This is a genomic window from Arthrobacter sp. MYb23 (genome assembly GCF_002979775.1).
Taxonomy (GTDB): Bacteria; Actinomycetota; Actinomycetes; order Actinomycetales; family Micrococcaceae; genus Arthrobacter.
Genome location: NZ_PCPR01000023.1, coordinates 15657 through 38788 on the forward strand (window position 1 = coordinate 15657; position 23132 = coordinate 38788).

Sequence of the window (23132 nt, forward strand, 5' to 3'; positions counted from 1 at the left end):
TCAGGAGGCCAGCCCGCCTGCCACAGGGGCCGGGATGGGGGAAGGGGACGGTGTGTTGACAGGGACCGGGAATTCTTTGAACCCCGGGTGGGGTTCTTCAACTGTTTCAGGAGCCTTGGCGGCTTCCTTTGCTGCCTTTTTCTTGGACTTGTCCTTCTTGCGCTTCCCTACGTGGGGCGCCGGGTCCAGGGCTTCCTCGAAGACCAATTGGTCCAGGCGGCGCAGGATCAGGCCTTCGCGGAGGGCCCAGGGACAAATCTCCATCTTGGGGAATTCGAAGAGTTCCAGCGCTGCTTCAGCAACCAGGGCTCCTGCCAGCAGTTGGCGGGCACGGGCGTCGGAGACACCGGGAAGGTACAGCCGGTCTTCCACGGTCATGGCCGAAATACGCTGTGCCCACAGCCCCAGATCTGCCGCGTGGAGCTCGCGCTTCACGTACGGCCCCGCACCGCTGGGGGCTGCACCTGCGATGCGCGCCAGGGAGCGGAACGTCTTGGACGTACCGGCCACCAGGTTAGCGCGGCCCAAATCGTGGAAGTCCCGGACCACCGGCTTCAGCGTGGACCTGATGTAGCGGCGCAGTTCCTTCACGCTCTTCGCACTGGGCGGATCGTCATGGAGCCAATCCCTGGTCAAACGGCTGGCCCCCAAAGGAACGGACGTGGCGTACTCAGGAAGTTCATCCGTTCCGTACGCCATTTCAAACGAGCCGCCACCAATGTCCAGGTCAAGGATGGGACCGGCGCCCCATCCGTACCAACGGCGTACGGCGAAGAAGGTCATGGAGGCTTCTTCGCTGCCCGTGAGTTCCTGGAGGGTCACCGTGGTTTCGTGCTTGACCCGGGCCAGAACCTCCGGGCCGTTGGTTGCCTCACGAATGGCCGAGGTACAGAACGCCAGGAGGTCCTCTGCCTTGTGGCTCGCCGCGAACTCCCAGGCTTCCAGGACGAACTCGATGAGCTCGTGCTGGCCGGCATCGTTGATGTTGCCATCGCCGTCGAGGTACTGCACCAGCGAAAGGGGGCGCTTGTGGGAAGCGAAAGCTACCGGGCGCGCGCCAGGGTGAGCGTCCACCAGCAGTAGGTGGACGGTGTTGGACCCGATGTCGAGAACGCCAAGACGCATTCTGCCATTATTCACCGATTCGAAGCCTGCGAAGCAACTTGGCGGCGACGTTTCGCTGACGGATTGGTTGCCGACAGCTTGGGCGGGCCCTATTCGGCCGGCTCCCCGGCTTCGTCGGCGCGCTTGAAGTCGCGGCGAATGTTCGCAATGCCCTCGGGGTCGATTTCGAAGCCGAATTCGCTTCCGGGGTTGATGACCATTCCCAGTTCGTCGCCGATGTTGCCGAGGATCGCGGACCCCAGGGTGCCCAGTACATGCGGGGCTGCTTCGAGGAAGCGCTCATCGACGCGGCTCGGGTGGCTGAACACGGCAAGAACGGGCTGGCCGTCTGCGTTGGAGAGCACGAGGGGTTCTACTGAAGAGTCCGGGCCGTCCACGGCTTCGGAGCTGACGAGGTAGACCTCGTTGTTCAGGAAAGCGAGGATGACGTCCACGGGGTTCGCGTCCGGCTGTTCGGCCGAGGCGAGCTTGGCCTCGAGGTCGTTCAAGGGTTCGTTGTCCGGTGAAACCGTCTGTTCAGTCATGGTTCTACTCGACCACGATGACGGCCGGGACGCAATTCGCGAATGCTGCCCCGGCCGCCATGCAGGCTACTTCTTGGCTGTTGCCTTCTTCTTGGCCGGTGCCTTGCGGGTGGTGGTCCGCTTGACTGGTCCCTTGGCACGCTTCTCTGCCAACAGCTCGACGGCTTGTTCCCTGGTCAGCTCCTCAAGTGAGGTTGAGCGCGGGACGGTGATGTTGGTGATGCCGTCAGTGATGTACGGGCCAAACCGGCCTTCCTTCACCACAATGTTCTTCTCTGACACGGGGTCCGGACCGAACTCGGCCAGCGGCGGCACGGAGGCGCGGGCACCACGCTGCTTGGGCTGCGAGTAGATCTCCAGGGCCTGCTCAAGGGTGATCGTGAAGATTTCCTCTTCCGAACCGATGGAACGGGAGTCCGTGCCCTTCTTCAGGTAAGGACCGAAGCGGCCGTTCTGCACCGTGATGGGATTACCGTCCGCGTCCTCGCCAAGGACCCGGGGCAGGCTCATGAGTGCAAGGGCTTCATCCAAGGTGACCGAATCCACGGTCATGGACTTGAACAGTGAACCCGTGCGCGGCTTGGCCTTCACCGGCTTCTTGGGGGGCTTGGGCTTGCCGTTCTTGTAATACTCAACAGGTTGGTTGGCGATTTGTTCCTCGGTCATCTCAGGGATGATTTCGGTGACGTAGGCGCCATAACGGCCATTCTTGGCAACGATGGTGTGGCCGGTGTGAGGGTCGGTTCCCAGAACCCGTTCCTCGGGGGCCGCCGTCTCCATGAGCTCTTTGGCTTTGGCGGCCGTGAGCTCGTCGGGAGCGAGTTCCTCGGGGACGTTGGCGCGCGCGGACTCAACTACTTCGCCCGTCTTCGCGTCAAGGGTGGGGATGGAGCTTTCCAGGTACGGGCCAAATTTGCCCACACGCAGCGTGATGCCTTCCGCGATGGGCACGGAATTGATCTCGCGCGCATCGATTTCGCCAAGGTTATTCACGATGCTCAGAAGGCCGGGATCAGCATCTTCACCGTAGTAGAAGTGCTTGAGCCAGGCAGCACCCACGGCTTGGCCGTTGGCGATCTTATCCAGATCGCCTTCCATATCTGCGGTGAACTCGTAGTCCACGTAGTCCGTGAAGTGCTGTTCCAACAAGCGGATCACGGAGAACGCAATCCAGCTGGGGACCAAGGCTGAGCCCTGCTTACGGACGTAGCCACGGTCCTGGATGGTGGAAATCGTGGACGCGTAGGTGGAGGGTCGGCCGATGCCCCGCTTTTCCAGCTCAGCGGTCAGGGATGCTTCCGTGTAGCGCGGCGGCGGCGATGTTTCGTGGCCAACAGCCACGATGTCCGACGCCGTGAGGGCATCGTCCTTGGCAACGTTCGGGAGGCGGCGGGCTTCGTCGGATTCGTCGTCACCGCGGCTCTCGTCCTTGCCCTCTTCATAGGCAGCGAGGAAGCCGGGGAAGGTGATGACCGTACCGGAAGCCGAGAACTCGGCGTCGCGTCCATCAGCGGCCACCGCGCCGAGGCGGATGGTGGCAGTGGAACCCTTGGCATCAGCCATCTGGGAGGCCACGGTGCGCTTCCAGATGAGCTCGTAAAGGCGGAACTCGTCGCCGCTCAGCTGCTTGGCGACCTGCGCCGGTGTACGGAAAGAGTCTCCCGCGGGACGTATGGCCTCGTGAGCTTCCTGGGCGTTGGCAGCCTTGTTGGCGTAGACGCGGGGGCTCTGGGGAACGTACTCGGGACCATAAAGCTCGGAAGCCTGACGGCGCGCTGCAGTGAGTGCTTCATCGCTCAAGGCAGATGAGTCCGTACGCATATAAGTGATGTAGCCGTTTTCATACAGGCGCTGGGCAACCTGCATGGTGCTCTTGGACGAGAAGCGGAGTTTACGGCCGGCTTCCTGCTGGAGCGTGGACGTGGTGAACGGCGCGGCGGGGCGGCGGGTGTACGGCTTGGTGTCTACGGAGCGGACGCGGAAATCAGCGTTTTCCAGGCCGGCAGCCAAGGACGTTGCGAGTTCCTCATTGAGGTGCACCACGTTGGAGGATGTCAGCTGGCCGTTGTCATTGAAGTCCCGGCCGCTGGCTACCTTGGAGCCGTCCACGGCGGCAAGCTTTGCTTTGAACGAGCCCGAGTCTGAACCAAACTGGCCGGTGAGGTCCCAATAGGACGCTGCCCGGAAGGCCATGCGTTCACGTTCGCGGTCAACCACCATGCGGGTCACCACGGACTGAACACGGCCGGCCGACAGCCCACGGGCCACCTTGCGCCACAGCACAGGGGAAATCTCGTACCCGTAAAGGCGGTCAAGAATACGACGCGTCTCCTGGGCGTCCACCAAAGCGGTATCCACATCCCGGAGGTTGTCCATGGCGCGGTGGATGGCTTCCTTGGTGATTTCACCGAAGGTCATGCGGTAGACGGGAACCTTGGGCTTCAGGACCTCCAGGAGGTGCCACGCGATGGCTTCGCCTTCGCGGTCCCCATCGGTTGCGAGGTAGAGCGCGTCAGCGTCTTTCAGCTGGGCCTTGAGCTCGGCAACCTTTTTCCTCTTGTCCGGGGAAACAACGTAGTACGGCTTGAAGTCGTTTTCGACGTCTACGGCGAACTTGCCCAGCGAGGTCTTCTTCAGTTCGGCAGGGAGGTCCGATGGCTGCGGGAGATCCCGGATGTGGCCGATCGAAGCCTCGACGATGAAGCCCTCGCCAAGATACTTGGCGATGGTCTTGCTCTTGGCGGGAGACTCCACGATCACGAGTTTCTTGCCGGTTTTTGCCTTGCTGGGCACGGTGCTCCTACAGAAAAAATGTGTAATTGGGCTGGTGCCCATATTGGCCTAGTTCACCATAGTTTGCAGAATCCTGCGTTTTGGTGCGGAAACCAGGACGGACATTCGACGGCCCGGCGGGGCTGTTACTGACCGGGTGCTACGCGATCATCCGGGATCATTGACCACAAGGTTGCCACACGTTCGGCACCTTCGGGTATCTGAGTGGGATCTTCAAGTTCGTACTCCCGCAGAACCGCGCGGATTCTATCCAGAAGTTCCCTGCGCTGAGGGTTGGTCAGGTACAGCAGGTTGCTGGAGAGGACAACCGCTGCCGGTTCTTCCCCGGTTTCCCCTCGTTGCCGACGTTCCCCGCGGGCTTTTGCGAAGGCGGATGCCCTGCGTCGGAAGGCATCCAGCTCAAGGTCCACCACGGCTATCTCAGGACTGGCAACGCTGCCTCCTGAGATAGTGAAGTCTGTTCCAGCCGCCTTCCAGCGGCGTTCCCTGGCATCTCCGGCATTTTCCGCAGGCGCCACGATCCCCCACTTTTGAAGGGCCCGGAGATGGTAGCTCATTGCACTGGGCGTCAGACCCGTTCTGGCAGCGAGTTCGGTGGCTGTGTGACTGACCTGTGTGGCGTAGAGCTCGGAGATGACCTCGAGCCGGGCGGCATGCGCCAAGGCACGGATGGCCTTGGGATCGGTGATCTCAACAGTCTTCTCGGCACGTTTCCGCCGGGGAACGTCTCCTGACGCTTGGGATGTTTCGTTGTTCACAGTCACTTCATCAGTGTAGTCAGGGTCACTTCCCGGAGGTCCGGCGGTTGATGAGCGCGCCGTGTCCCGGATCACTCGCTGACCTGCGCCGGGTCCGGAAGGAGGAAGCCGTCCAGCACCAGGTTGGTGACCTCGCGGATGAGCCCTTCGCGGAAAGCCTCTTCATCGAAGCCCTCTCCCCCACCCAGGAGCGACACCAGGGCCGAGACAATCTGCCGGACTGACAATTGGCCGTCGCAGGCGGAGACGAAACCTGCGAGTTCAGTGCTCAGCAGATTGGTCCTCCGAAGGCCAGCCCCCTGCCTGAGGAGGATGACTCCCGGATGGGCAGCCCCTGGGCGCTGGTGCCTTTCCTCCGTGACGTCCTCGGCAACCACCAGGTGCGCCGTGTCAATCGAGTGAGCCGCCATCCAGTCAGCCCGTTCCACAGCAACACCCAGGTGAGGTCCGATTGGTTGTTCGATCGGGTAAGTAATTTCCTCGAAGCGGTTGATGACGGCCGCGAGCCCTTGCTCCGGACGGCGCAGCCAGATCATGCCGAAGCCAACACCTTCAACGTTCCTGGAAGCAAAATCATCCAAATAGGCTGCGTACGCTTCCTGGTATTGCCCATCCTCACGGTTCTGCGAAGCGTCCTGAAGCCAAGTCTCCGCGTACTGTTCAGGACCCACCTGTTCCCGTTGAATGAACCAGACGTCCAAACCTGAGTTCCGGAGCCATGCCTGGGGCCTGTCCTTCCAGTCCGAACCAGAGGTTACCTCCCAGTTACCCAGCATTTGCGCTGTTCCACCGGGCTCCAAGACCTCCGCGAGGGACTGTACAAGGGACGCCACGATGTCATCGCCGGGAAGACCGCCGTCGCGGTACGTGAACTGGTCCGACGACGATTCGCCGCCCGTTCGCGGAGTGATAACGAACGGCGGATTCGATACCACCAGGCCGAACTGCTCCCCTTTTACGGGTTCAAGCAGCGAGCCAAGCCGCAGGCTTACCCTGCCCTCCAGGTTTTTGGGGTCCAGCTCAAGTTCCGCGGCGTTCAGCAGAAGGTTGAAGCGGGTAAACGCGAGTGCCCTCTCAGAGATATCCGTGGCCGTCACGTGCTCGCAGTGATGGAGCAAATGAAACGTTTGGATACCGCAGCCTGCGCCCACATCCAGCGCTCGTTTACTGTGCTTCCTGAACGTGGTTTGGACCAGCGTTGTGGAGGCACGGCCGATTCCCAGGACATGGTCATGCCTCAACACTCCCGGCTGCTGATGTGCTGCGAGATCGCTGGCAACCCAGAGCTCCGCGCCGCCGCTGCCATCGGTGTTGGCGTCCCAGCCGTACGGGCGAAGGTCCACTTTGGCCGCAACCGTCCCGGAATCCACAGTGACCAGCCCCAATTCCACGAGCCCCGCCGCACGGATACCGGGAAGGGCAGAATCGATGTCCGCCACGGACTGTGGAACAGCGAGCAGCCAAAGACGAACAACCAACGCCAAAGACCTGACTACAGGGTCCTCGGAATTCATGAGCCGCTCACTGGCCAGAAGCGCGGGAATGAGCTGGTCCCGGCCAAGTGCCTCCGAGGCGGATGCACCCAAAAGTTCAGCCACGCCGTCCACCGTGTAGGAGAGAGCACGAAGATCTGCGGCGAGCGCCGACAGCAGTTCGGGGAGGTCGCTGCGGGGAGCATCGTCGGTGGTGCCGGAAGTAAAGGAGGAAGCGGTGTCAGTCACCTTGCAAGTGTAGGGGCGGCACGCAATCCTCCGGGATGCTGAACCTGCTCTATGTGGACGAGCGGGAAAGGTGGACAAACACCCCCCTGGGAACCCGGTAGCGTTGGATGCATGCTCAACTTCTCCTCCACAAGGCGCCGTGCGGGCCTTGTTGCCATCACAGCCGCGGCCTTGCTGGGAGTCAGCGGCTGCCAGGCACCGGTCAACATCGAAAACGCCGACGTTCCTGCGTGGAAGGAAAAGGTCCTCCCCTCGGCGAACGGCGTGGTGTTGGAGGATTCCGGAAAAATCCTCAACCGGGACCCGTTGGTCAAGGAAGCCCCCAACGTTGCGGCCGGAAGCTACACACTCACCATGGCTTGCGATGGTGGCGGCAAAGCCTATTTTGCGGTTTCTTCGGGCGGCAACAAGATTGCGGACGCGGCCGCAGCCTGTAATGGCAGCCTTGACGTGGTGAAGATCAGAGTGCCTGGGGCCGGCGCTTTCAGCATCTCCACCAGCAGTGTCGATGCCCCGCTGATCTTCGCCTACCACGTGGTCCCGGCAGCCTCTTAGGCCCCCGCTGGTACCCATCCTGACAACCCTTTGGCCAGCGGCTATATGGGCGTATGGTCAGTCCATGGGCAGCAAGGCAGCTCGCTCGGTGATTCAACAGCGACTGGCGAGGGCCGCCGTCGTCATCCTTATTGCGCTGAGCGGCAGTTTGACGGCGTGCGAGTACACCTATGACGAGGGCGGAAGGCCGGAGGCCAGCCCCACTTCCACCGCCGGCAATGTAGTTCTTCCGCCCGATCCGGCGCTGGAGGAAACAGTAACCGGCGAGGCCCTCGACGAGTGGGCAAAACTGGCGCTGCCCGAATCCCAAGGACAGTCTTTCTACTCAAGCAGCGGTTATCTCAACGCCGGTGAGGCCAAGTCCGAGCAGACGGTGCAATTGCCGGGCGGGACGTACGCGGTGACGCTGGCCTGCCGCGGCACACGACGCGTGACCTTCAGCGTCGCGTTGGGCGAGACCAAGCTCGTGGACCTGACCCTGGGGTGCGCCAACGCCCGCGTAAGCGTGGTCCAGTTGGAAAAGGACGCCATACTTTCCATCACAGTGGGCTCCAGATCCGACGCCAACTTTGCGTATAGGGTGAGCCGGCTCTGACCCAGCCGTCAGGCGGCTTCGCAGCCTCCGGGGCAGCGTAGCGTTTCAGGGCTGGAGGCACATTCTGCGCAGTAGAGGGTCAAAGTACGGCAACTGAGGTTGGAGCAGTTCTCGAACTTATTGGTGGGTGCAGCGCAGCGGACGCATTCACCGATTGTTCTGGCTTCTTCGCTGAACTCGACGTGCATGCGCTTGTCGAAGACGTAGAGCGAACCTTCCCACAGGCCTTTATCCTTGAACGTCTCGCCGTAGCGGACAATCCCGCCATCCAATTGGTACACCTCTTTGAAGCCCCTGTTGACCATTAGGCTGGACAACACTTCGCAGCGGATTCCGCCCGTGCAGTACGTGACTATGGGCTTGTCCTTGAGGTCGTCGTACTTGCCGGAATCGAGTTCCTTGATGAAGTCGTGGGTGGTGTCGACGTCAGGGACGATTGCATCCTTGAACTTACCGATTTGGGCTTCGAACGCATTGCGGCCGTCGAAGAACACCACGTCTTCGCCGCTGGTCTTTTTAGCATCCACCAGTGCGTGCAGTTCCTCTGGTTGAAGGTGTTTACCGCCGCCCACCACGCCGTTCGCGTCCACTTTCAGCTCACCGGGTGCTCCGAACGACACGATCTCGTCGCGGACCTTGACGCTGAGGCGCGGGAAATCGGCGGCGCCTCCCTCCGACCATTTGACGTCGATGTCATGAAAACCCTTGTATTCGCGGGTGGTCTTCACATACTGCTTCATGTTGTTGAGCTCGCCGCCCACCGTGGCGTTGATGCCGTCCTTCGATATGAGGATCCGGCCGGTCAGACCCAGCTTTTCGCACAGGGCACGCTGCCATAGACGCACGGCGTCGGGGTCGGCGATCGGGGTAAAGCCATAGAAGAGCACAATTCGGTTCAAAGCCACTATTAAAGGGTACTTGGTGCAGTGAAATCCTCGCCTCCCGGGCCGGGTTATCCTAGCCTCCCGGGCCGGGTTCCAGGCAGGTCTTCCTGTGGGACAGGCGGCGGGAAGTCACAATTCCATAAGCAACCACCCCCGGGCTGACGTGGCTCTGTTGCTTCATGGTGCGCTGGCATACTCTCTCTACATGAGTCCAGACGCCTTGGTTGAAGACATTGCGCACCTCTTGGAAGTCTGGGTGGCCGGCTGGTCCGGCTGCCGCGGCTACGAACTAAGCCAAGAAGGTCGCTTCCCCGCCGCACTTCGCGCCGACAAAACCGGGGACTGGGAGTATTTCGCCCATGATCCCTCAGACGACGAGTTCGCCGCCTTGGCCAGCAAGACGGCAGAAGCCCCCACCCGGATCCTGACGGTCCTCACCAACGATGTTCAACGGTACAAATACCTCGCTGAACAGCGCGGACTCACCGTGACCTCCGCGTCCCAGACCATGATGATTGTGGACATGGAAACTCAGGATGCCGAGGATCCGTGGCTCCCTGACGACGATCTGGAGCTGGCCACCTCGGAGTCCAACGGTGTCCATTACGCGGTGGTCCATTCCGGCGAGCAGGTAGCTGCCAGCGGCCGGGTGTACGTGGTCAACGGCACAGCAATCTTCGACAAGATCGTTACCGAACCTGATTTTCAACGTCGAGGCCTGGGCAGTTTCATCATGAAGGCGCTGGCGGCGCAGGCCTTCGCGCACAGTGTGGAGAACGGCCTGCTCCTGGCATCCTTGGACGGCCAAAAGCTTTACTCCCATCTGGGATGGGACGTGGTGGGCCACGTCCTCATGATGTCCAGCGGAACTGAAGGATCGGACCTCTCAGGAGCATAGAAACTCCCGGCTCAAATCAATGCCCGACGGCGGCGCCCCACGGTGCCGCCGTCGGCGTCCCCGCACAGTGACAGAATGATTCGGTGGCTGCACCGAATTCATTGATCTCCTTGCTGGGCCGGACACCGGACCCTGAGCAGCTGCGCCATGTCCACACCATTCCTGCCCGGAAAGCGGTCCACGAGCCCTGGCCAGGCTGGGTCCACCCGGATGTTCTGGCGGCCTACGGTACCTTGGGCATCCACGAACCGTACCGGCACCAGATCCAGGCGGCAGACCTCGCCCATTCCGGACAGCATGTTGTTATCGCCACGGGAACTGCTTCCGGAAAGTCGCTGGCCTACCAGTTGCCGGCATTGGATGCGATACACCGTTCCGAGCTGCGGGTCCTCTCGGATCCCGGCAAGATCCACGACGACGGCGCCGTCACTCTGTACTTGTCCCCCACCAAAGCCCTGGCAGCAGACCAGCTCGCAGCAATCCGTTCGCTGAAGTTGCCCACGGTCCGGGCAGAAACCTATGACGGGGATACTGATGTCTCGTCCCGGCGTTGGATCCGTGACCACGCCAATTTCATCCTGGCCAACCCGGACATGCTGCACTTCGGCATCCTTCCCAACCACACGTGGTGGGCCCGTTTCTTCCGGCGGCTGCGCTACGTCATTGTGGACGAAGCACATAGTTATCGCGGCGTGTTCGGCTCGCACGTGGCCAATCTGATGCGACGGCTCCGCCGGATCTGCGCCTACTACGGCGCAGGGACCTCCTTTCCAGAACCGGTATTCATTGCAGCTTCGGCCACAGCCTCGGATCCAGGGGTTTCCTTTGGGCGGCTCATCGGCGCTCCCGTCCGGGAAGTCTCCGAAGACTGCTCGCCGCACGGTTCCACCACGGTGGCGTTCTGGGAGCCAGCTCTCACGGACGTCAAAGGTGAGAACGGTGCCAAACAGCGGAGGACGGCCGTAGCTGAAACAGCGGACATCCTGGCGAACCTCGTCTCTTCCCGTGTCAGGACCATCGCGTTCATCAAGTCGCGTCGCGGCGCCGAGTCCATTGCGTCCATCACCAAGAGACTTCTGGACGAAGTAGACCCCAGCCTTCCCGGACGGGTGGCTGCCTACCGGTCGGGGTATCTGCCCGAGGAGCGGCGGGCGTTGGAACAAGCTTTGAGATCCGGCCAGCTGCTGGGAGTCTCCAGCACATCCGCTTTGGAACTTGGCATCGACATTTCGGGTCTTGATGCCGTGCTGGTAGCAGGATGGCCCGGCACCAGGGCCTCCCTCTTTCAGCAGATCGGCCGCGCAGGACGCGCAGGGCAGGACGCCATTGCCGCCTTCGTGGCAAGTGACGATCCGCTGGATACGTACTTGGTGAACCACCCGGAAGCGATCTTTGATGTGTCCGTGGAAGCCACCGTCTTCGATCCTTCTAATCCCTACGTCCTTGGACCACACCTGTGCGCGGCAGCGGCCGAGCTGCCGATTGGCCCGGCGGAGCTCGATCTTTTCGGCCCCACCGCCGAAGGGCTCCTTGACCGTCTGGTCATTCAGGGATACCTGCGTAAGCGGCCCGCGGGTTGGTTCTGGACGCACCCGGAGAGCGCTGCCGGGATGGTGAACCTCCGGGCTGACGGAGGCGGACCCGTGAGCATCGTCGATGCCGAAACGGGCTCGCTCCTGGGAACCATGGATTCGCCACAAACGCACTATCAAGCCCACACGGGTGCCATCTATGTCCACCAAGGTGACAGCTACCTGGTGGAGGACCTCAATGAAACCGATCACTGCGTCATGGTGCGCCGGGTAAATCCTGACTTCTACACCACAGCCCGGGATGTAACCCAGATCGAAGTCCTTGAAACTTCGCGCTCGGTCCAGTGGGGTGACATCACCGTGCACTTTGGTGACGTCAAAGTAACCACCCAAGTGGTCTCCTTCCAACGCAAGGCCTTGATTTCCAACGAGATCCTCGGCGAGGAACCCCTCGATTTGGGTGCCAGGGACCTGTTTACCAAAGCCGTCTGGTTTGTGGTGGACAACCGTTCCCTGCACGGTGCCGGATTGGTGGAAGCGGAGTTCCCCGGGGCGCTGCACGCGGCTGAACATGCTGCAATCGGGCTCCTCCCTTTGGTGGCTTCCAGCGACCGCTGGGATATCGGCGGAGTCTCCACTGCCCTGCATGCCGACACCGGGGTGCCAACAATCTTCGTTTACGACGGCCATCCCGGTGGTGCCGGGTTCGCTGAGCGAGGTTTTGAGAAGGCCAGGATATGGCTGACGGCCACCCGGGATGCCATCAAGGCCTGCGAGTGTGAAGCCGGCTGCCCGTCCTGTGTTCAGTCCCCTAAATGCGGCAACAAGAACAACCCATTGGACAAGGCAGCCGCCATCACGCTCCTTGATGTTTTGTTGAAGGATGCCAGCTAGCTGTACAGCTAGCTGGCACCCGTGAGACAGGGCCTCTGCGGCTGCGTACACCAGGGCTTGTAGGTGCGCCCGGCTACGCGCGAGTGCATCCACAGGCCCATCCCGCAAGGAGGCCGGTGTGCTTTCCGTGCTACGGAGGAGGCCCGGCCCGCGCGCGGCCAATGGCAACGCCCCACTGGAAGGGATGAGCCAGCTCCGTTTCAATCTCCACCACCTCCCCGCCAGCCACCGTGCAGGACGTGATCTTTGCATCGTGTTTCCCCGCCACGCCTGCTGCCACCGCGCAAGGCTCCCCGGAAGTAAGCCCCCTCGCGGAATCTGCGCCAGCAAGGGCTGCCAGGTCGGCCGCAGATGCCGCCCGGGATGCCATCACTGCGGCCTGCCCCAGCAGGAGCAGACCCAGCATCAGCGCCATGACCACCGCGCCCAAGGCCAGTGCGAGCACGGTACCGGCGCCGCGTTCGTGCTGGACGCTTGCCTGCGTCTTCACGGTGTAGCCGCTTCTGCCCGTGCGGATGCTGAGGCCTTCAACGTCCAGGGGATCATCGGTCCCAAGGCCCCGCCCACTGGCGAGGAAGCAGTCACCGTGACCCACTCCCCGTCGTCGGTAAGCGACGAAGCAACGCTCTCCCCGGCAAGTCGTTTGACGATCCCGTCCACCGAGCCGGAGTCTTCGCCCCGGGCCGACGCGCGCGCTCCCGCCCTCGCCGCCTCCTCCAGCCGGAGTTGGGTAATACCCGCGGCGCCGCCTGCCAACAGGAATGCCAGGAGCAACACAACGGCCGGCAAGGCCACTGCGAACTCCGCAGTCACAGCACCCCTTTCCCTCTCATGCCGGGAGCCTCTCCCGCGGGCAGGCAGCAGACCGGTCATGGCAGGGACAACGCCGTACGGATCAGGTTGAGCAGGAAGCCGCGGACCTCTTCGCTCCGAAGTATGACCACAAGCAATCCCGCGAGCCCAACGGCAGCAAGGGTGGCGATGGCGTACTCGGCGGTGGCCATGCCCACTTCCGAGCCCATCAGCTTGGTCCGGGTGCTTGCCGTTGGCCATGTTCTTGTCCAGAAGCCATCGTCCTCAAGCCGCCCGTCGTAGGGCTCCGCAAGTTCCTCACGGTCAAGCTCCACCTGCCAGACTTCGTCCTCAAGATCGAATCGCTCAAGATCGTTATGTTCGAGCTCGTACTCCGAGAGCTCATGATGTTCGTTTGTATCCGGCTCTGCGGAGAGAGCCTCAGGGACTTCAACGGGTGCCGGCCGATCCCGGGCCACGTCACTGAGAAGGCCAGGAAGTGTGGTGGGCAGTGTCTTCATGGTGGGTTTTCCTTTCAAGAAGCGCCAGCTCTCTGCCGACAGAACCGACTCTTCCGTGGTCCGGAGACGCCTGGAAGAAGGCGATCTCCGCAAGTGGATAACCCTGCTCTCCGGCTGGCTGTGGAGGAATGGTTGTGGCTGTGGAGGCCTGCTCCACGTCTCATCCGGAAGGAAGCATGGCGATCAGGACCGGGACGATACCCAGGCAGATAAAGGCAGGTAGAGAGCAGAGTCCCAAAGGAACTACAAGCCTCACGCCCAGGGCAGCTGCCCGCTTCTCCGCGGCCCGGAACTGCTCGCGCCGTTCCCTCGCCGCCTGCGCATAGAGGATGGAAGCAGACGGCGCACCAGTCAAAGCTGCGAAAGCCAAGGCATTCTTAAGGCGGACCACTTGAGGGGCGTGCTGGGTGGGCGTCCGCCAGGCAGTCTCCCAGTCGGCGCCAATGGCGAGCGCGGCAACAACCGGCCGGAGTGATTGTGTGATGGGAGGCGAGGCACACTTCGCGATGAGCTCCAGTGCCCGCCCGATTCCGGCTCCGGCGTCGAGCATCGAAGCCACCAATTCCAGCATCATCGCCGTATCGCGAAGCCCGTCTGCTGCCGGGTCAACGTGGGTTGATGAGGACGACTCCTGCGCCCCTTCGCTTTCCCTTCCCCAGGAAAGAAACTGCGTCCTCGTCCGGGTGGATGCTGCGAAGTTGAGGATAGCGGCCAGCGCCAAAAATGTGATCATGACTATCACGGGGGCTTGGAACATCAGTTACCCCCGCTCGCAGAAGCGACCAGCCGCGCGGACCAGACACGGCCCGCGGCTGTGAGGAGGATTCCGGCCGCAAACGTGGCAAGGCCCAGGAAGTTGTTCAACAAGATCCCCAACGGGTCAACGCCCAACGCCATTCCCAGCCCAAGCCCGAACACCGGAAGCCACGACAACAGCCGAACAGTGGCCTTGGGCCCTGCGAGCGCCGTCTGACGGGCGGCCTCAGAGTCTTCTTCGGCCTCCAATTGCGCTGCGAACCGGGTGAGGAGGTCCGCCAGCGGGCAGCCGCTGGTCTCCGCGATGTCGAGGCAGGCTGCCAACTCCATCCACACGCGGCGCTCAGAACTTCCGCGTCGCGGATAAGCCTTGGCGGCAGCGCCCCGGATGGCTTCCGCGGGAGAATTTCCCACCGTTGACGCTGCCCGTGCCGCCGCGAGAACGTGCAAGGACTCGTCGGACAGACCGGCGCTTCCCTTTTCTGTTGCGGGAACCGTGCCACCATCCGCGATGTGCCGTGAACCATGGACAATCCATAACTCCTCCCACAGCCGGAAGGCTCCCCGGCCGCCGCGCAAAAGGGCCGCGAGCTGTTGTACCAGCACACCAAGCGACAACGGCGCGGGACCCTTTCGCGGCCTTGGACGTCCGAGCCGCATCCTCGGACGGGCATTGGTTCGCCGGATCCGATCCTCCGGTTCCGCCAGACTCTTCCTGAGATGCCGGATACCTGCCCGCCGACCCTTGAACTGCAGCCACGTCGCGAGTGCCGCAACCAGGATGAGGACGACGATCATCGGCTGTCACCCAAACGACGCATCCCCCGGGGACGTGACCCGGTTGATGTCGGGTTGCCCGTCATCAGGGACCGGTGCTGAGGCGGCGCATCTTGCTGTGGCAGCAAACCATTCATCTCCTCCCACGGTGCCAGCGAGAGCCGGGCTGAGAGTTCAGGCCATCCAGGCCCGGGTGTCATTCCCATAGGGCTCAAGCTGAGGGCCGCCACCACTTTCTGCCCTTGCCTGGTATCCGTCACTACACCGATGGATGCCACCTTCCGTCCCGACGGTGTTCGATCCACGTGAATCACGACGTCAAGGGCGCTGGAGACCTGCAACCGCACGGCCTCGGCGTTCAACCCTGCCAGGGCACCGAGGGCCACTAACCGTGCCGGCACCGCCTCTGCAGTGTTGGCGTGGATGGTGCCACCACCTCCGGTGTGACCCGTGTTGAGCGCGGTCAGCAGTTCGCGGACTTCAGCACCCCGGCATTCACCTACGATCAACCTGTCCGGCCGCATGCGCAGGGCTTGGCGGACCAGTTCTCCGAGGTCCAGCGCCCCTCCGCCCTCGAGGTTTCCGTGGCGCGATTCCAGCGTCACCACATGGGGGTGAACAGGGTTGAGCTCGGCGGCGTCCTCTATCAGGACCAAACGCTCGGCCGGATGACTCAATCCGAGCATGGTGGAGAGCAGCGTCGTCTTTCCTGAGCCCGTTGCCCCGCTGATGAGGAAACTCAGTTTGTGGGCCATGATGGCACGGAGGACTGCCTCGACGTGGTCCGAAAACATGCCAAGTTCTTTGAGCTCCGCGAGGGTAAACACTTCGTCCCGACGGATGCGGATGGACAGCAGGGTCCCTGCCGTTGAAATCGGTGCGAGGACTGCGTGCACCCGATATCCGCCGTTGAGCCTTACGTCCACACAGGGGGAACCGTCGTCCAGTCGCCGTCCCCCGGCGGAGACCAGGCGGGTGGCCAGTGATCTGATCTGTTGTTCGGTGTCGAAATGAACTGAGGAACGTTCCAGGCCGTTCCCGCGGTCCAACCACACGGAATCAGGGCCGTTGACGAAGATGTCAGTGACGGCAGGATCTTGCGCCAGCGGCTGGAGGGGGCCCAAGCCGTTCAGTTCCGCATTGATGGATTCGGCGGCCTCCAACGCTCCGGCGGTACCCAGTAATCTGCCGCTGGCTTGCACTGCTGCCGCAACGGTGGAGGGAGTCACGGGTCCGCTCCCTGCAAGCACTGACTCCCGCACCGTTTCGAGAAGAACTGAGTCCAGCCTGCGGCCCTGCCGATGGCGGTTCCCCTCGGCAAAAAGGCTCACTGGACGCCACCGTTCAGTTCCAGCACTGAACCGGCGAAGCGGCTGACTGATTTCCGGCGTCCGATTTCCAGCAACCGTCCCAGCTCAGTGGCTGCAGCAACACCTCGGATCTCCGGCAAGACACCCAGCAGCGGCAACCCCAGAGACTCGGCAATCACAGGAGCATCCACAGAGGTGGCACCGCTACCGCGGACCAGAAGACCGGCATCTATGGGCGGAAGTTCGTTGAGGACGCGCGCGGCGGCCACTGCGGATTTGAGGTGGGCCTTGGTCAGTACCAAGATCCTGTCGCAATCCCACGCGAGCGTGCCCAATCCTTCCCCACTGCGTCCGATGTCAACCAGGATAAGTTCAAAGCTCCGGCGGGCGGCGTCAACAACAGCAGCCACGGCGCCGGCCGCCGGGATGTGGACCGGCTCCCGGGTCCCGGGCCAGGACAGGTAAGCGAAGCCGCCGGCAACCGGCAGTGAATCCCGGAACTGCGACGGATCAATGCTGCCCCGGGTTTCGGCGAAGTCCGGCCATCGGAGACCGGGAATTTCGTCAGCCGTGACCGCCAGCTCAAGGCCACCGCCCCAGCGGTCGCCGTCGATGAGCACGGTGCTGATGCCATGACCTGCCGCAGCTTGGGCAAGCCAGATGGCGGTGGTGGTAGCTCCAGCCCCACCACTGCCACCGATGATTCCCATGACCATACCGCCAGGATCCGGGGAGCCGGACATGCTCAGGTGTTCGGCCAGCCAAGCCGCGGCCTCGGGAAGGACGGCGACGCGCTCAGCTCCAAGCGAAGCGGCTAAGCGCCATAACCCGTCGCCTTCAGAGGCTTTGCCGAGCAACACCGTGGGAGCCCTTCGCCTGGGTGGCAATTCGCGAATATCGCTACCTACCAACACGACGTCGGCGTTGTCCCAGCCGTGGACGGCTTCCGTCACATCCACGGCCGTTCTGAGACTTCCGCCTGCGGCAGCGACTATGCGTTTTGCCTCTTCCTGAAGGTAGGGATCACCGGAAACGAGCAGAATCCCGACGGTGTCGCGTGGCACCCAGGATCCGTCCGCATCCCCTTCCGCTGGTTGCTTGCTCGAGGACCCATAACGCTCAGTTGTTCGTCCGGGGTGTGGAGATTGTCCCGGGTGTCTGGGTTGCCTATGCCGACGATCTTGCTTCTTCATGGATTTCACACTGCTTCAATCGCTGGGTCAGAAGAAGGTTCGAATGCCCGTATGTGCACAACACGGCGCGGCCGGAGCTGTGGAGGAGTAGTCGCTCCCCGCCCCGGACACTCAGCACACCTCCGCACAGGGCAGAATGGACACCATGTATTTGCTGCTCGCCGCCCACCAGGAAGGCGCAGCCATACAAAGGATCTCCCCCACCGGAAAAGCGACTGCTGACGCGCGCGTCGTCACCCGTGGTGACTTGCCCGGCGTCGTGCGTGAATTCGAAACTCAGCGGCCCCGCTGGGTGTGGCATCGTGCCCAGGACTGGTATCCCGAGCTGCTGACCCAGGGCATAGAGCTGGAGCGTTGCCACGACCTCGCGCTCTGCGGAGCCATTCTGGCCCACTCGGAATTCACGGCCCACACGAACTATGCCAAGCATGCGGTCAAGCTCACGCAGGACGACGACTCCACACCGCCGCGCGCCCTTCAACCCCCGCCACCGCCCGCTGATCAAGGCGCTCTGTTCGAGGACCTTTCGCCCTCCAACCCCAAAGCGGGGCTTGCTGAGCTCAAAGAGGAATTTGCTGCCCAACAACTCGCAATCTCCCAGGTCTCCGAGGCCCACCAGCAGAAACAGCGCCTCCAACTACTGCTCGCCGCTGAGTCTGCTTGCGCGATGATCGCCGTGGAGATGCAGCACGTCGGCGTCCCCTGGCGTGAAGAGCTGCATCAGCAGATCCTGGCCGATGTTCTGGGGGCCCGGCCGCCGCTGGGGCACCGTCCACCGGCACTCGAGGCTCTTTGCGCTGAGCTCAGGAGCATCCTCAACTCCCCCAGCCTGAACCCGGACTCCCCGCAGGACCTGATGCGCGCCTTGCATCGGAACGGGATCGAGGTCAAAAGTACCCGGCAGTGGGAGCTTCAGGAGTCGAAGCATCCGGCCATTCAGCCGCTGCTCGCCTACAAGAAGCTCTCCCGGCTGCACACCGCCAACGGCTGGTCCTGGCTGGACGCCTGGGTGCGTGACGGGCGGTTCCATCCCGAGTATGTGGTGGGTGGGGTCGTGTCAGGGCGTTGGGCTTCGCGCGGTGGCGGCGCCCTCCAGATCCCGCGAAACATCCGGGCAGCGGTCCATGCGGATCCGGGGCACAAGCTGATCGTTGCCGATGCCTCTCAACTGGAGCCGCGTGTTCTCGTGGCGCTGGCCCAGGACACCAAAATGGCCGAGGCAGCCCGGGACAAGGACCTCTACGCAGGCATCGCAGCCCAAGGCTTTGGTGGTGACCGGGCGAAGGCCAAAATTGCGCTGCTGGGGGCCATTTACGGCGCCACCACGGGCGAGTCCGGCAGGCTCATGCCGCAGCTGACGCGTACTTATCCACGCGCCGTCGGGTTCGTGGAGCAAGCAGCACGTGAGGGCGAAGCAGGCCGGACCGTCACCACGCGGCTGGGTAGAAGCAGCCCGCCACCATCGATCGGCTGGCTGCGGAGCCAGCAATCCACCACGGCCGAGGAACAGCGTCGCGCTGACAATCTTGCCCGGTCACGGGGCCGTTTCACCCGGAACTTCGTGGTGCAGGGCTCGGCCGCTGAGTGGGCGGCGTGCTGGTTGGCGGAATTACGACGGCGGCTGCGGACCTTGCGCGCCGAAGGCTCACCCAGCGGCGAACTGGTCTTCTTCCTGCACGATGAAGTGATGATTCACGCTCCCGCGAGTGCCGTGGACGCTTGTATCCGTGCCATCGAAGAAGCGGCCGCAGCGGCGAAGGAACTGATGTTCGGGCGGATCCCTGTGGAATTTCCGGTGAGCCTGGCTGTGGTCGATTCGTACGACAAAGCGAAGTAGCCGGACCATAGCCGGAAGGCGCGGCACTATCCAGTCACATCTCGCCATATGAGCCGGGATGACCCTCCCGCAGCGGGTACTGCCAAGTAACTTTAGTTCGTCCCCGGTTCTGGATAGTTTCACTATGTGGATAGTTTTGCTGGTCCACATCAGAGTCAAAGCAGCATCACAAGGGGGAAGCATTCGATGGCTGGCAGGTTTGAAATACTCAAGGACAACACCGACGGTTACCGGTTTCGCCTGACGGCGGCCGATGGAACAGTCGTGGCAGAATCACCCACGTTCAAGCACCTCGAGGGCGTCGTGGCTGGAATCAACGCCGTGCGGGAAAACGCTGCAACAGGACTGATCGTTGACCGGTCGGCCACAGCCCGCAAGGCTGCCTAAAGGTCAATATCGCGCAGCTTGGCCTTGTCCCAGGGAACGGTCCATCCGAGTTCGTCGAAGAGACCGCTGAGGACCATCCCGGTGAAGCCCCACACCAGCACGCCGTTTACGGTGAAGCCAGGACTGGTGTACGTGCGGCCGAACCTCGAAATGGTGGCAGTGACACGATTGACTGGATCCAGGAGGTCGCGCACCGGCACCCTGAAGACCTGCGCTGACTCGGCATAGTCCACGACGCGAACAGGTGATGGCGCATCCCACCAGGCCAGCACCGGTGTCACCCGGAAGTTGCTCCGGATGAGGCCAAGTTCCGGGATGACACCCAGAACCCGGACACCGCTGGCGTCCAGCCCGGTTTCTTCCACAGCTTCGCGAAGAGCGGCGGCCACCACCGACTCGTCTTCCGGGTCCACGCTGCCACCAGGAAACGCCACCTGGCCCGGATGGTCATCGAGAGTGTGTGCCCGTTCCAGCAAGAGGACATCAAGATCGGCCGGCGCGATAGGGCGACCCGACTCGGCAGGGACGTTGTCCAGCACGCCGAAAAGCATCAGGACTGCCGCAGCGCGGTTGGTTTCGGGGGTGACAGGGAGCTTCTCCCAGAGGGCTGAGTGCTGTTGCTGGCCCTCTTCAAAGCGGGTCACCAGTGCAGACAGTTCCTCAAGCGCGGTCACCCGGGCCTCCTTTGCGATTCCATGCGGATCTCCGCGGCCCGGTGCGTCTCTGCCAGGAGCTTCTCGAGCAAAGCTTCATTGCCCGGCGCGAGCTCGTACTTGAGCAGTTTGGCTGCCTTGACGGGATCCGTTTCGCCCTCGCCGTAGCTGGGGCAGAGGCTTGCCACCGGGCAGGCGCCACAGGCCGGCTTCCTGGAATGGCAGACCCTTCGACCGTGGAACACCACCCGGTGCGAGAGCATGGTCCAGTCGCGGGGTTCAAACAGTTCGGCGACGTCGAACTCGATCTTCACTGGATCATCCGAGGCCGTCCACCCGAAGCGGCGGGCCAGCCTGCCGAAGTGCGTGTCCACCGTGATCCCGGGAACACCGAAGGCATTGCCCAAAACCACGTTCGCGGTTTTGCGCCCGACGCCCGGGAGCGTCACCAGATCTTCAAGACGTCCCGGGACCACGCCGTCGTACTCATCCACAAGCCGCGTGCTGAGAGCCAAAACGTTGCGGGCCTTGGCCCGGAAGAAGCCCGTCGGCTGAAGTATTGTCTCCAGCTCAACGGGATCCGCCTCAGCCATGGCGCGGGCATCCGGGTACCGGGCGAACAGGATCTTGGTGACCTGGTTGACCGCCACATCAGTGGTTTGGGCGGAAAGGACCGTGGCCACCACCAGCTCAAAGGGATTCCTGAAATCCAACTCCGCATGCGCGTAGGGATACTTATCAGCGAGAACCCTGTTGATCTTGCGTGCCCGGCGTTTGAGCGCGAGCAGCGAACCAGCTTCAGCGATGGCCACGGGATCCCTGCTTAGCCGCGTTCGATGTTGCTGAGCTCCCGGAGGATCCCAACCTTGCCGTCGGTGTCCTGGACCAGGAATTCATGGCCGCGGTCCTCCAGGGCCAGAACCCATCCACCGGGCTCGATGGTGAAGGCCCGGGCGCCCGTGTGCTCGTCGTACGTGGTACGCGGCTGGCCTACAGCGAACCAGAAAGCCTCATACTGAGGCGAATCGGATTCCTCAGGACGGCTGGCCGGATCCACGGTAGCTCCAATCGAGTCGCTCACCCTGCGCGTGTCACCGGAGACTATGGGCGTGGCCATGGTGGCAGCCCACGGCTGCTGGGCCGCTGGTTGGGCCGCCTGCTGAGCGGCGTGCTGGGTTGTAGCGGGCTGAGCCGTGTGCTGGGTAGTGGCGGGCTGAGCCGCTGAACCCGTGGCAGGAACGTGGGCATCCTTAGCGCCAGGCTCGCCAGCAGGCTCGGCCTTCTCAGGCAAAGACGTAGCGGGAGAAGCTCCGGTTCCGGACGGCGTGGGAACGCTTGCCGAGCCGAAAGCCGCCGATTCAGCGGCGGGTTCAGTGGCAGCCGGTTCAGTTGCGGCGGTGCTGCCCGTTGCGGGCCCACTGCTTGCTGGTCCACTGCTTGCATAGCCGGAACCATCCGCAGGTTTGGCGTCGGCTGCATGCACGACGGCGGACGCTTCAGTTGCCGGCGAAGGCGTGGTTCCGTAGCTGGCCGGCGGAGCGAAGGGGCTTGCGCCCGTTGCGGCACCCGCACCTGTCGCGGCGCCCGCACCTGGAGCGCCCGTGGAAGCTGCTGCAGCCGCTGAACCTGAAACGTGCGGAACGGGCGCCTGGTAACCGGGCGTCGATCCCTGGAATCCGGGGGTTGAACCAAATCCGGGGGTTGAACTCTGGAATCCGCTGCTTGAACCTGTGGCGTCAGCAGGCTTGGGCGTGGTGGGCGCCTTCGGTGCTTTAGGAGCAGCCGGCTTGCGGCTGGGCACTGCTGCTTCGCGGGCAACCACGTGCGCCGGCGTTTCAGCGCGGCCCTTGAAATCGGCGGAAAGCCACGGGAGATGCGGGGCCAGGACCGTCGCGGCCAGCAAGCCTGCAGAGCCGATCAGACCCAGAAGTACGCTGCCGTTGAACGAGTTGGCAATGGTCAGGAAGAACAAGGGGAACGCAAACGAGGCAACCACGGAGGCGAACTGGTCAACGGACAGCGAACCAATGCGGACGATTGTTCCCGGCTGCAACCTGCGGGCAACGAAGAGAGCCACCACAACCAGCGGCAGGATGATGCCCAGCAGCAGGAAGAAGAGGTTGCCGAGGTTCCAGAGGTTGTAGCGCTCCCCGAACATGGGCAGGAGCGAAGCTACGAACATCAGGAGCGTGGAACCGAAAACAGTCAGGTCCCGGATAGTGAACGGCCCGGCGACGGCGTCATACTTGGCAGCGCCATTCTTAGGAGCGTCGTTCTGAGCAGCGTTGTCCTTAACTGCAGCGTCCTTCTTGAGGGGAGCTCCGGACGTACCCGTCGCAGGATTCCCAACAGCGGTGCCGTCAGCAGCATTGCCACCTGCAGCGGTGGCCGTTCCAGCCGCGGTGTCCGGTCCCGTCGGGTGTGATTCGTGCGGGCCTGGGCTCAGCTGGTTCATGTATTTCTCCTTCGTACGGCGGCGCCTTGGACAGTCCGGCCCGGCGACCTCCGCGGAATTTCCGCCGAGAACCGGACACGCCTGAAGTGCGTCCCAAGACTTCTTCAGCCTATGTCACCCCACTGACAGGGTTCTAGCTGAAAACGGCCATACAGCTTCGCCCACAGCAAAC

At 62.8% G+C, this 23132-nt stretch carries 22 protein-coding genes; 6 read left to right on the forward strand and 16 right to left on the reverse strand.

The genetic code is table 11. The annotated features are described in order from the left end of the window. The 5 genes from CQ020_RS19195 to CQ020_RS19215 all read right to left on the reverse strand — a co-directional run bounded on the left by CQ020_RS19195 (position 1) and on the right by CQ020_RS19215 (position 6921). Entirely contained in the window at positions 1-1125 is a 1125-nt protein-coding gene (locus CQ020_RS19195; protein WP_105693288.1) for a Ppx/GppA phosphatase family protein, read from the reverse strand. 89 nt (positions 1126-1214) lie between these two features. Continuing rightward, the gene (locus CQ020_RS19200; protein WP_105693289.1) at positions 1215-1649 is read right to left on the reverse strand and encodes an SseB family protein; all 435 of its coding nucleotides are present in this window, start codon (positions 1647-1649) and stop codon (positions 1215-1217) included. 66 nt (positions 1650-1715) lie between these two features. Next, positions 1716-4442: a type I DNA topoisomerase gene (topA, locus tag CQ020_RS19205; RefSeq protein WP_105693290.1), complete on the reverse strand. Its 2727-nt coding sequence runs from the start codon at positions 4440-4442 to the stop codon at positions 1716-1718. 125 nt (positions 4443-4567) lie between these two features. Further along, complete coding sequence (locus CQ020_RS19210; RefSeq protein ID WP_024817959.1) at positions 4568-5275, reverse strand: helix-turn-helix transcriptional regulator; 708 nt, start codon at positions 5273-5275, stop codon at positions 4568-4570. Continuing rightward, positions 5272-6921 carry a class I SAM-dependent methyltransferase gene (locus tag CQ020_RS19215; RefSeq protein ID WP_258142091.1) on the reverse strand — a complete coding sequence of 550 codons (1650 nt, stop codon included), beginning with the start codon at positions 6919-6921 and terminating at the stop codon, positions 5272-5274. The genes CQ020_RS19210 and CQ020_RS19215 overlap by 4 nt, the downstream gene beginning before the upstream one ends. A gap of 111 nt (positions 6922-7032) precedes the next feature. Here CQ020_RS19215 and CQ020_RS19220 point away from each other — a divergent pair, with 111 nt between their 5' ends. Further along, a complete protein-coding gene (locus tag CQ020_RS19220; RefSeq protein WP_258142092.1) occupies positions 7033-7476 on the forward strand; it encodes a hypothetical protein in 444 nt (147 codons plus the stop codon). A 64-nt stretch (positions 7477-7540) separates the two neighbouring features. Next, entirely contained in the window at positions 7541-8071 is a 531-nt protein-coding gene (locus CQ020_RS19225; protein WP_105693292.1) for a hypothetical protein, read from the forward strand. Between the two features lie 8 nt (positions 8072-8079). Here CQ020_RS19225 and CQ020_RS19230 read toward each other — a convergent pair whose 3' ends face one another. Next, positions 8080-8976 carry a rhodanese-related sulfurtransferase gene (locus CQ020_RS19230; RefSeq protein ID WP_105693293.1) on the reverse strand — a complete coding sequence of 299 codons (897 nt, stop codon included), beginning with the start codon at positions 8974-8976 and terminating at the stop codon, positions 8080-8082. Positions 8977-9160: 184 nt separating this feature from the next. Between CQ020_RS19230 and CQ020_RS19235 the strand changes: the two genes are divergently transcribed. After that, entirely contained in the window at positions 9161-9853 is a 693-nt protein-coding gene (locus tag CQ020_RS19235) for a GNAT family N-acetyltransferase (protein ID WP_181151960.1), read from the forward strand. Positions 9854-9936: 83 nt separating this feature from the next. Then, a complete protein-coding gene (locus CQ020_RS19240; RefSeq protein ID WP_105693294.1) occupies positions 9937-12279 on the forward strand; it encodes a DEAD/DEAH box helicase in 2343 nt (780 codons plus the stop codon). Positions 12280-12409: 130 nt separating this feature from the next. Here CQ020_RS19240 and CQ020_RS19245 read toward each other — a convergent pair whose 3' ends face one another. The 7 genes from CQ020_RS19245 to ssd form a co-directional block, all read right to left on the reverse strand. Beyond that, entirely contained in the window at positions 12410-12769 is a 360-nt protein-coding gene (locus CQ020_RS19245) for an Rv3654c family TadE-like protein (RefSeq protein WP_105693295.1), read from the reverse strand. Then, on the reverse strand, positions 12766-13092 hold the full coding sequence (locus CQ020_RS19250) for a TadE family type IV pilus minor pilin (protein WP_374955170.1): 327 nt from the start codon (positions 13090-13092) through the stop codon (positions 12766-12768). The genes CQ020_RS19245 and CQ020_RS19250 overlap by 4 nt, the downstream gene beginning before the upstream one ends. Positions 13093-13148: 56 nt before the next feature. Beyond that, positions 13149-13592, reverse strand: coding sequence for a DUF4244 domain-containing protein (locus CQ020_RS19255; RefSeq protein WP_105693297.1), 444 nt, complete (start codon positions 13590-13592; stop codon positions 13149-13151). Positions 13593-13752: 160 nt separating this feature from the next. Next, positions 13753-14325, reverse strand: a complete 573-nt coding sequence (locus CQ020_RS19260; RefSeq protein WP_105693328.1) for a type II secretion system F family protein — start codon at positions 14323-14325, stop codon at positions 13753-13755. 23 nt (positions 14326-14348) lie between these two features. Then, a complete protein-coding gene (locus CQ020_RS19265; RefSeq protein ID WP_105693298.1) occupies positions 14349-15146 on the reverse strand; it encodes a type II secretion system F family protein in 798 nt (265 codons plus the stop codon). Further along, positions 15143-16456, reverse strand: coding sequence for a TadA family conjugal transfer-associated ATPase (locus CQ020_RS19270; RefSeq protein WP_258142094.1), 1314 nt, complete (start codon positions 16454-16456; stop codon positions 15143-15145). Before CQ020_RS19270 ends, CQ020_RS19265 begins: the two co-directional genes overlap by 4 nt. After that, positions 16453-17499, reverse strand: a complete 1047-nt coding sequence (gene ssd / locus CQ020_RS19275) for a septum site-determining protein Ssd (RefSeq protein ID WP_258142095.1) — start codon at positions 17497-17499, stop codon at positions 16453-16455. Before ssd ends, CQ020_RS19270 begins: the two co-directional genes overlap by 4 nt. Positions 17500-17773: 274 nt before the next feature. On the opposite strand from ssd, the gene CQ020_RS19280 reads away from it, so the two are divergent. Together CQ020_RS19280 and CQ020_RS19285 are read left to right on the forward strand one after the other, a co-directional pair. Continuing rightward, positions 17774-19465 carry a bifunctional 3'-5' exonuclease/DNA polymerase gene (locus CQ020_RS19280; RefSeq protein WP_105693299.1) on the forward strand — a complete coding sequence of 564 codons (1692 nt, stop codon included), beginning with the start codon at positions 17774-17776 and terminating at the stop codon, positions 19463-19465. A gap of 186 nt (positions 19466-19651) precedes the next feature. Beyond that, complete coding sequence (locus CQ020_RS19285; RefSeq protein WP_105693300.1) at positions 19652-19852, forward strand: DUF1508 domain-containing protein; 201 nt, start codon at positions 19652-19654, stop codon at positions 19850-19852. On the opposite strand, the gene CQ020_RS19290 is transcribed toward CQ020_RS19285, so the two are convergent. From CQ020_RS19290 to CQ020_RS19300, 3 genes are read right to left on the reverse strand one after another with little or no spacing between them, the layout of a single operon-like run. After that, a complete protein-coding gene (locus tag CQ020_RS19290; RefSeq protein ID WP_105693301.1) occupies positions 19849-20526 on the reverse strand; it encodes a CoA pyrophosphatase in 678 nt (225 codons plus the stop codon). The genes CQ020_RS19285 and CQ020_RS19290 overlap by 4 nt on opposite strands. After that, positions 20523-21317: an endonuclease III gene (gene nth / locus CQ020_RS19295; RefSeq protein ID WP_105693302.1), complete on the reverse strand. Its 795-nt coding sequence runs from the start codon at positions 21315-21317 to the stop codon at positions 20523-20525. The genes CQ020_RS19290 and nth overlap by 4 nt, the downstream gene beginning before the upstream one ends. Positions 21318-21328: 11 nt before the next feature. Beyond that, entirely contained in the window at positions 21329-22960 is a 1632-nt protein-coding gene (locus tag CQ020_RS19300; RefSeq protein ID WP_105693303.1) for a hypothetical protein, read from the reverse strand. Positions 22961-23132 lie beyond the last annotated feature (172 nt).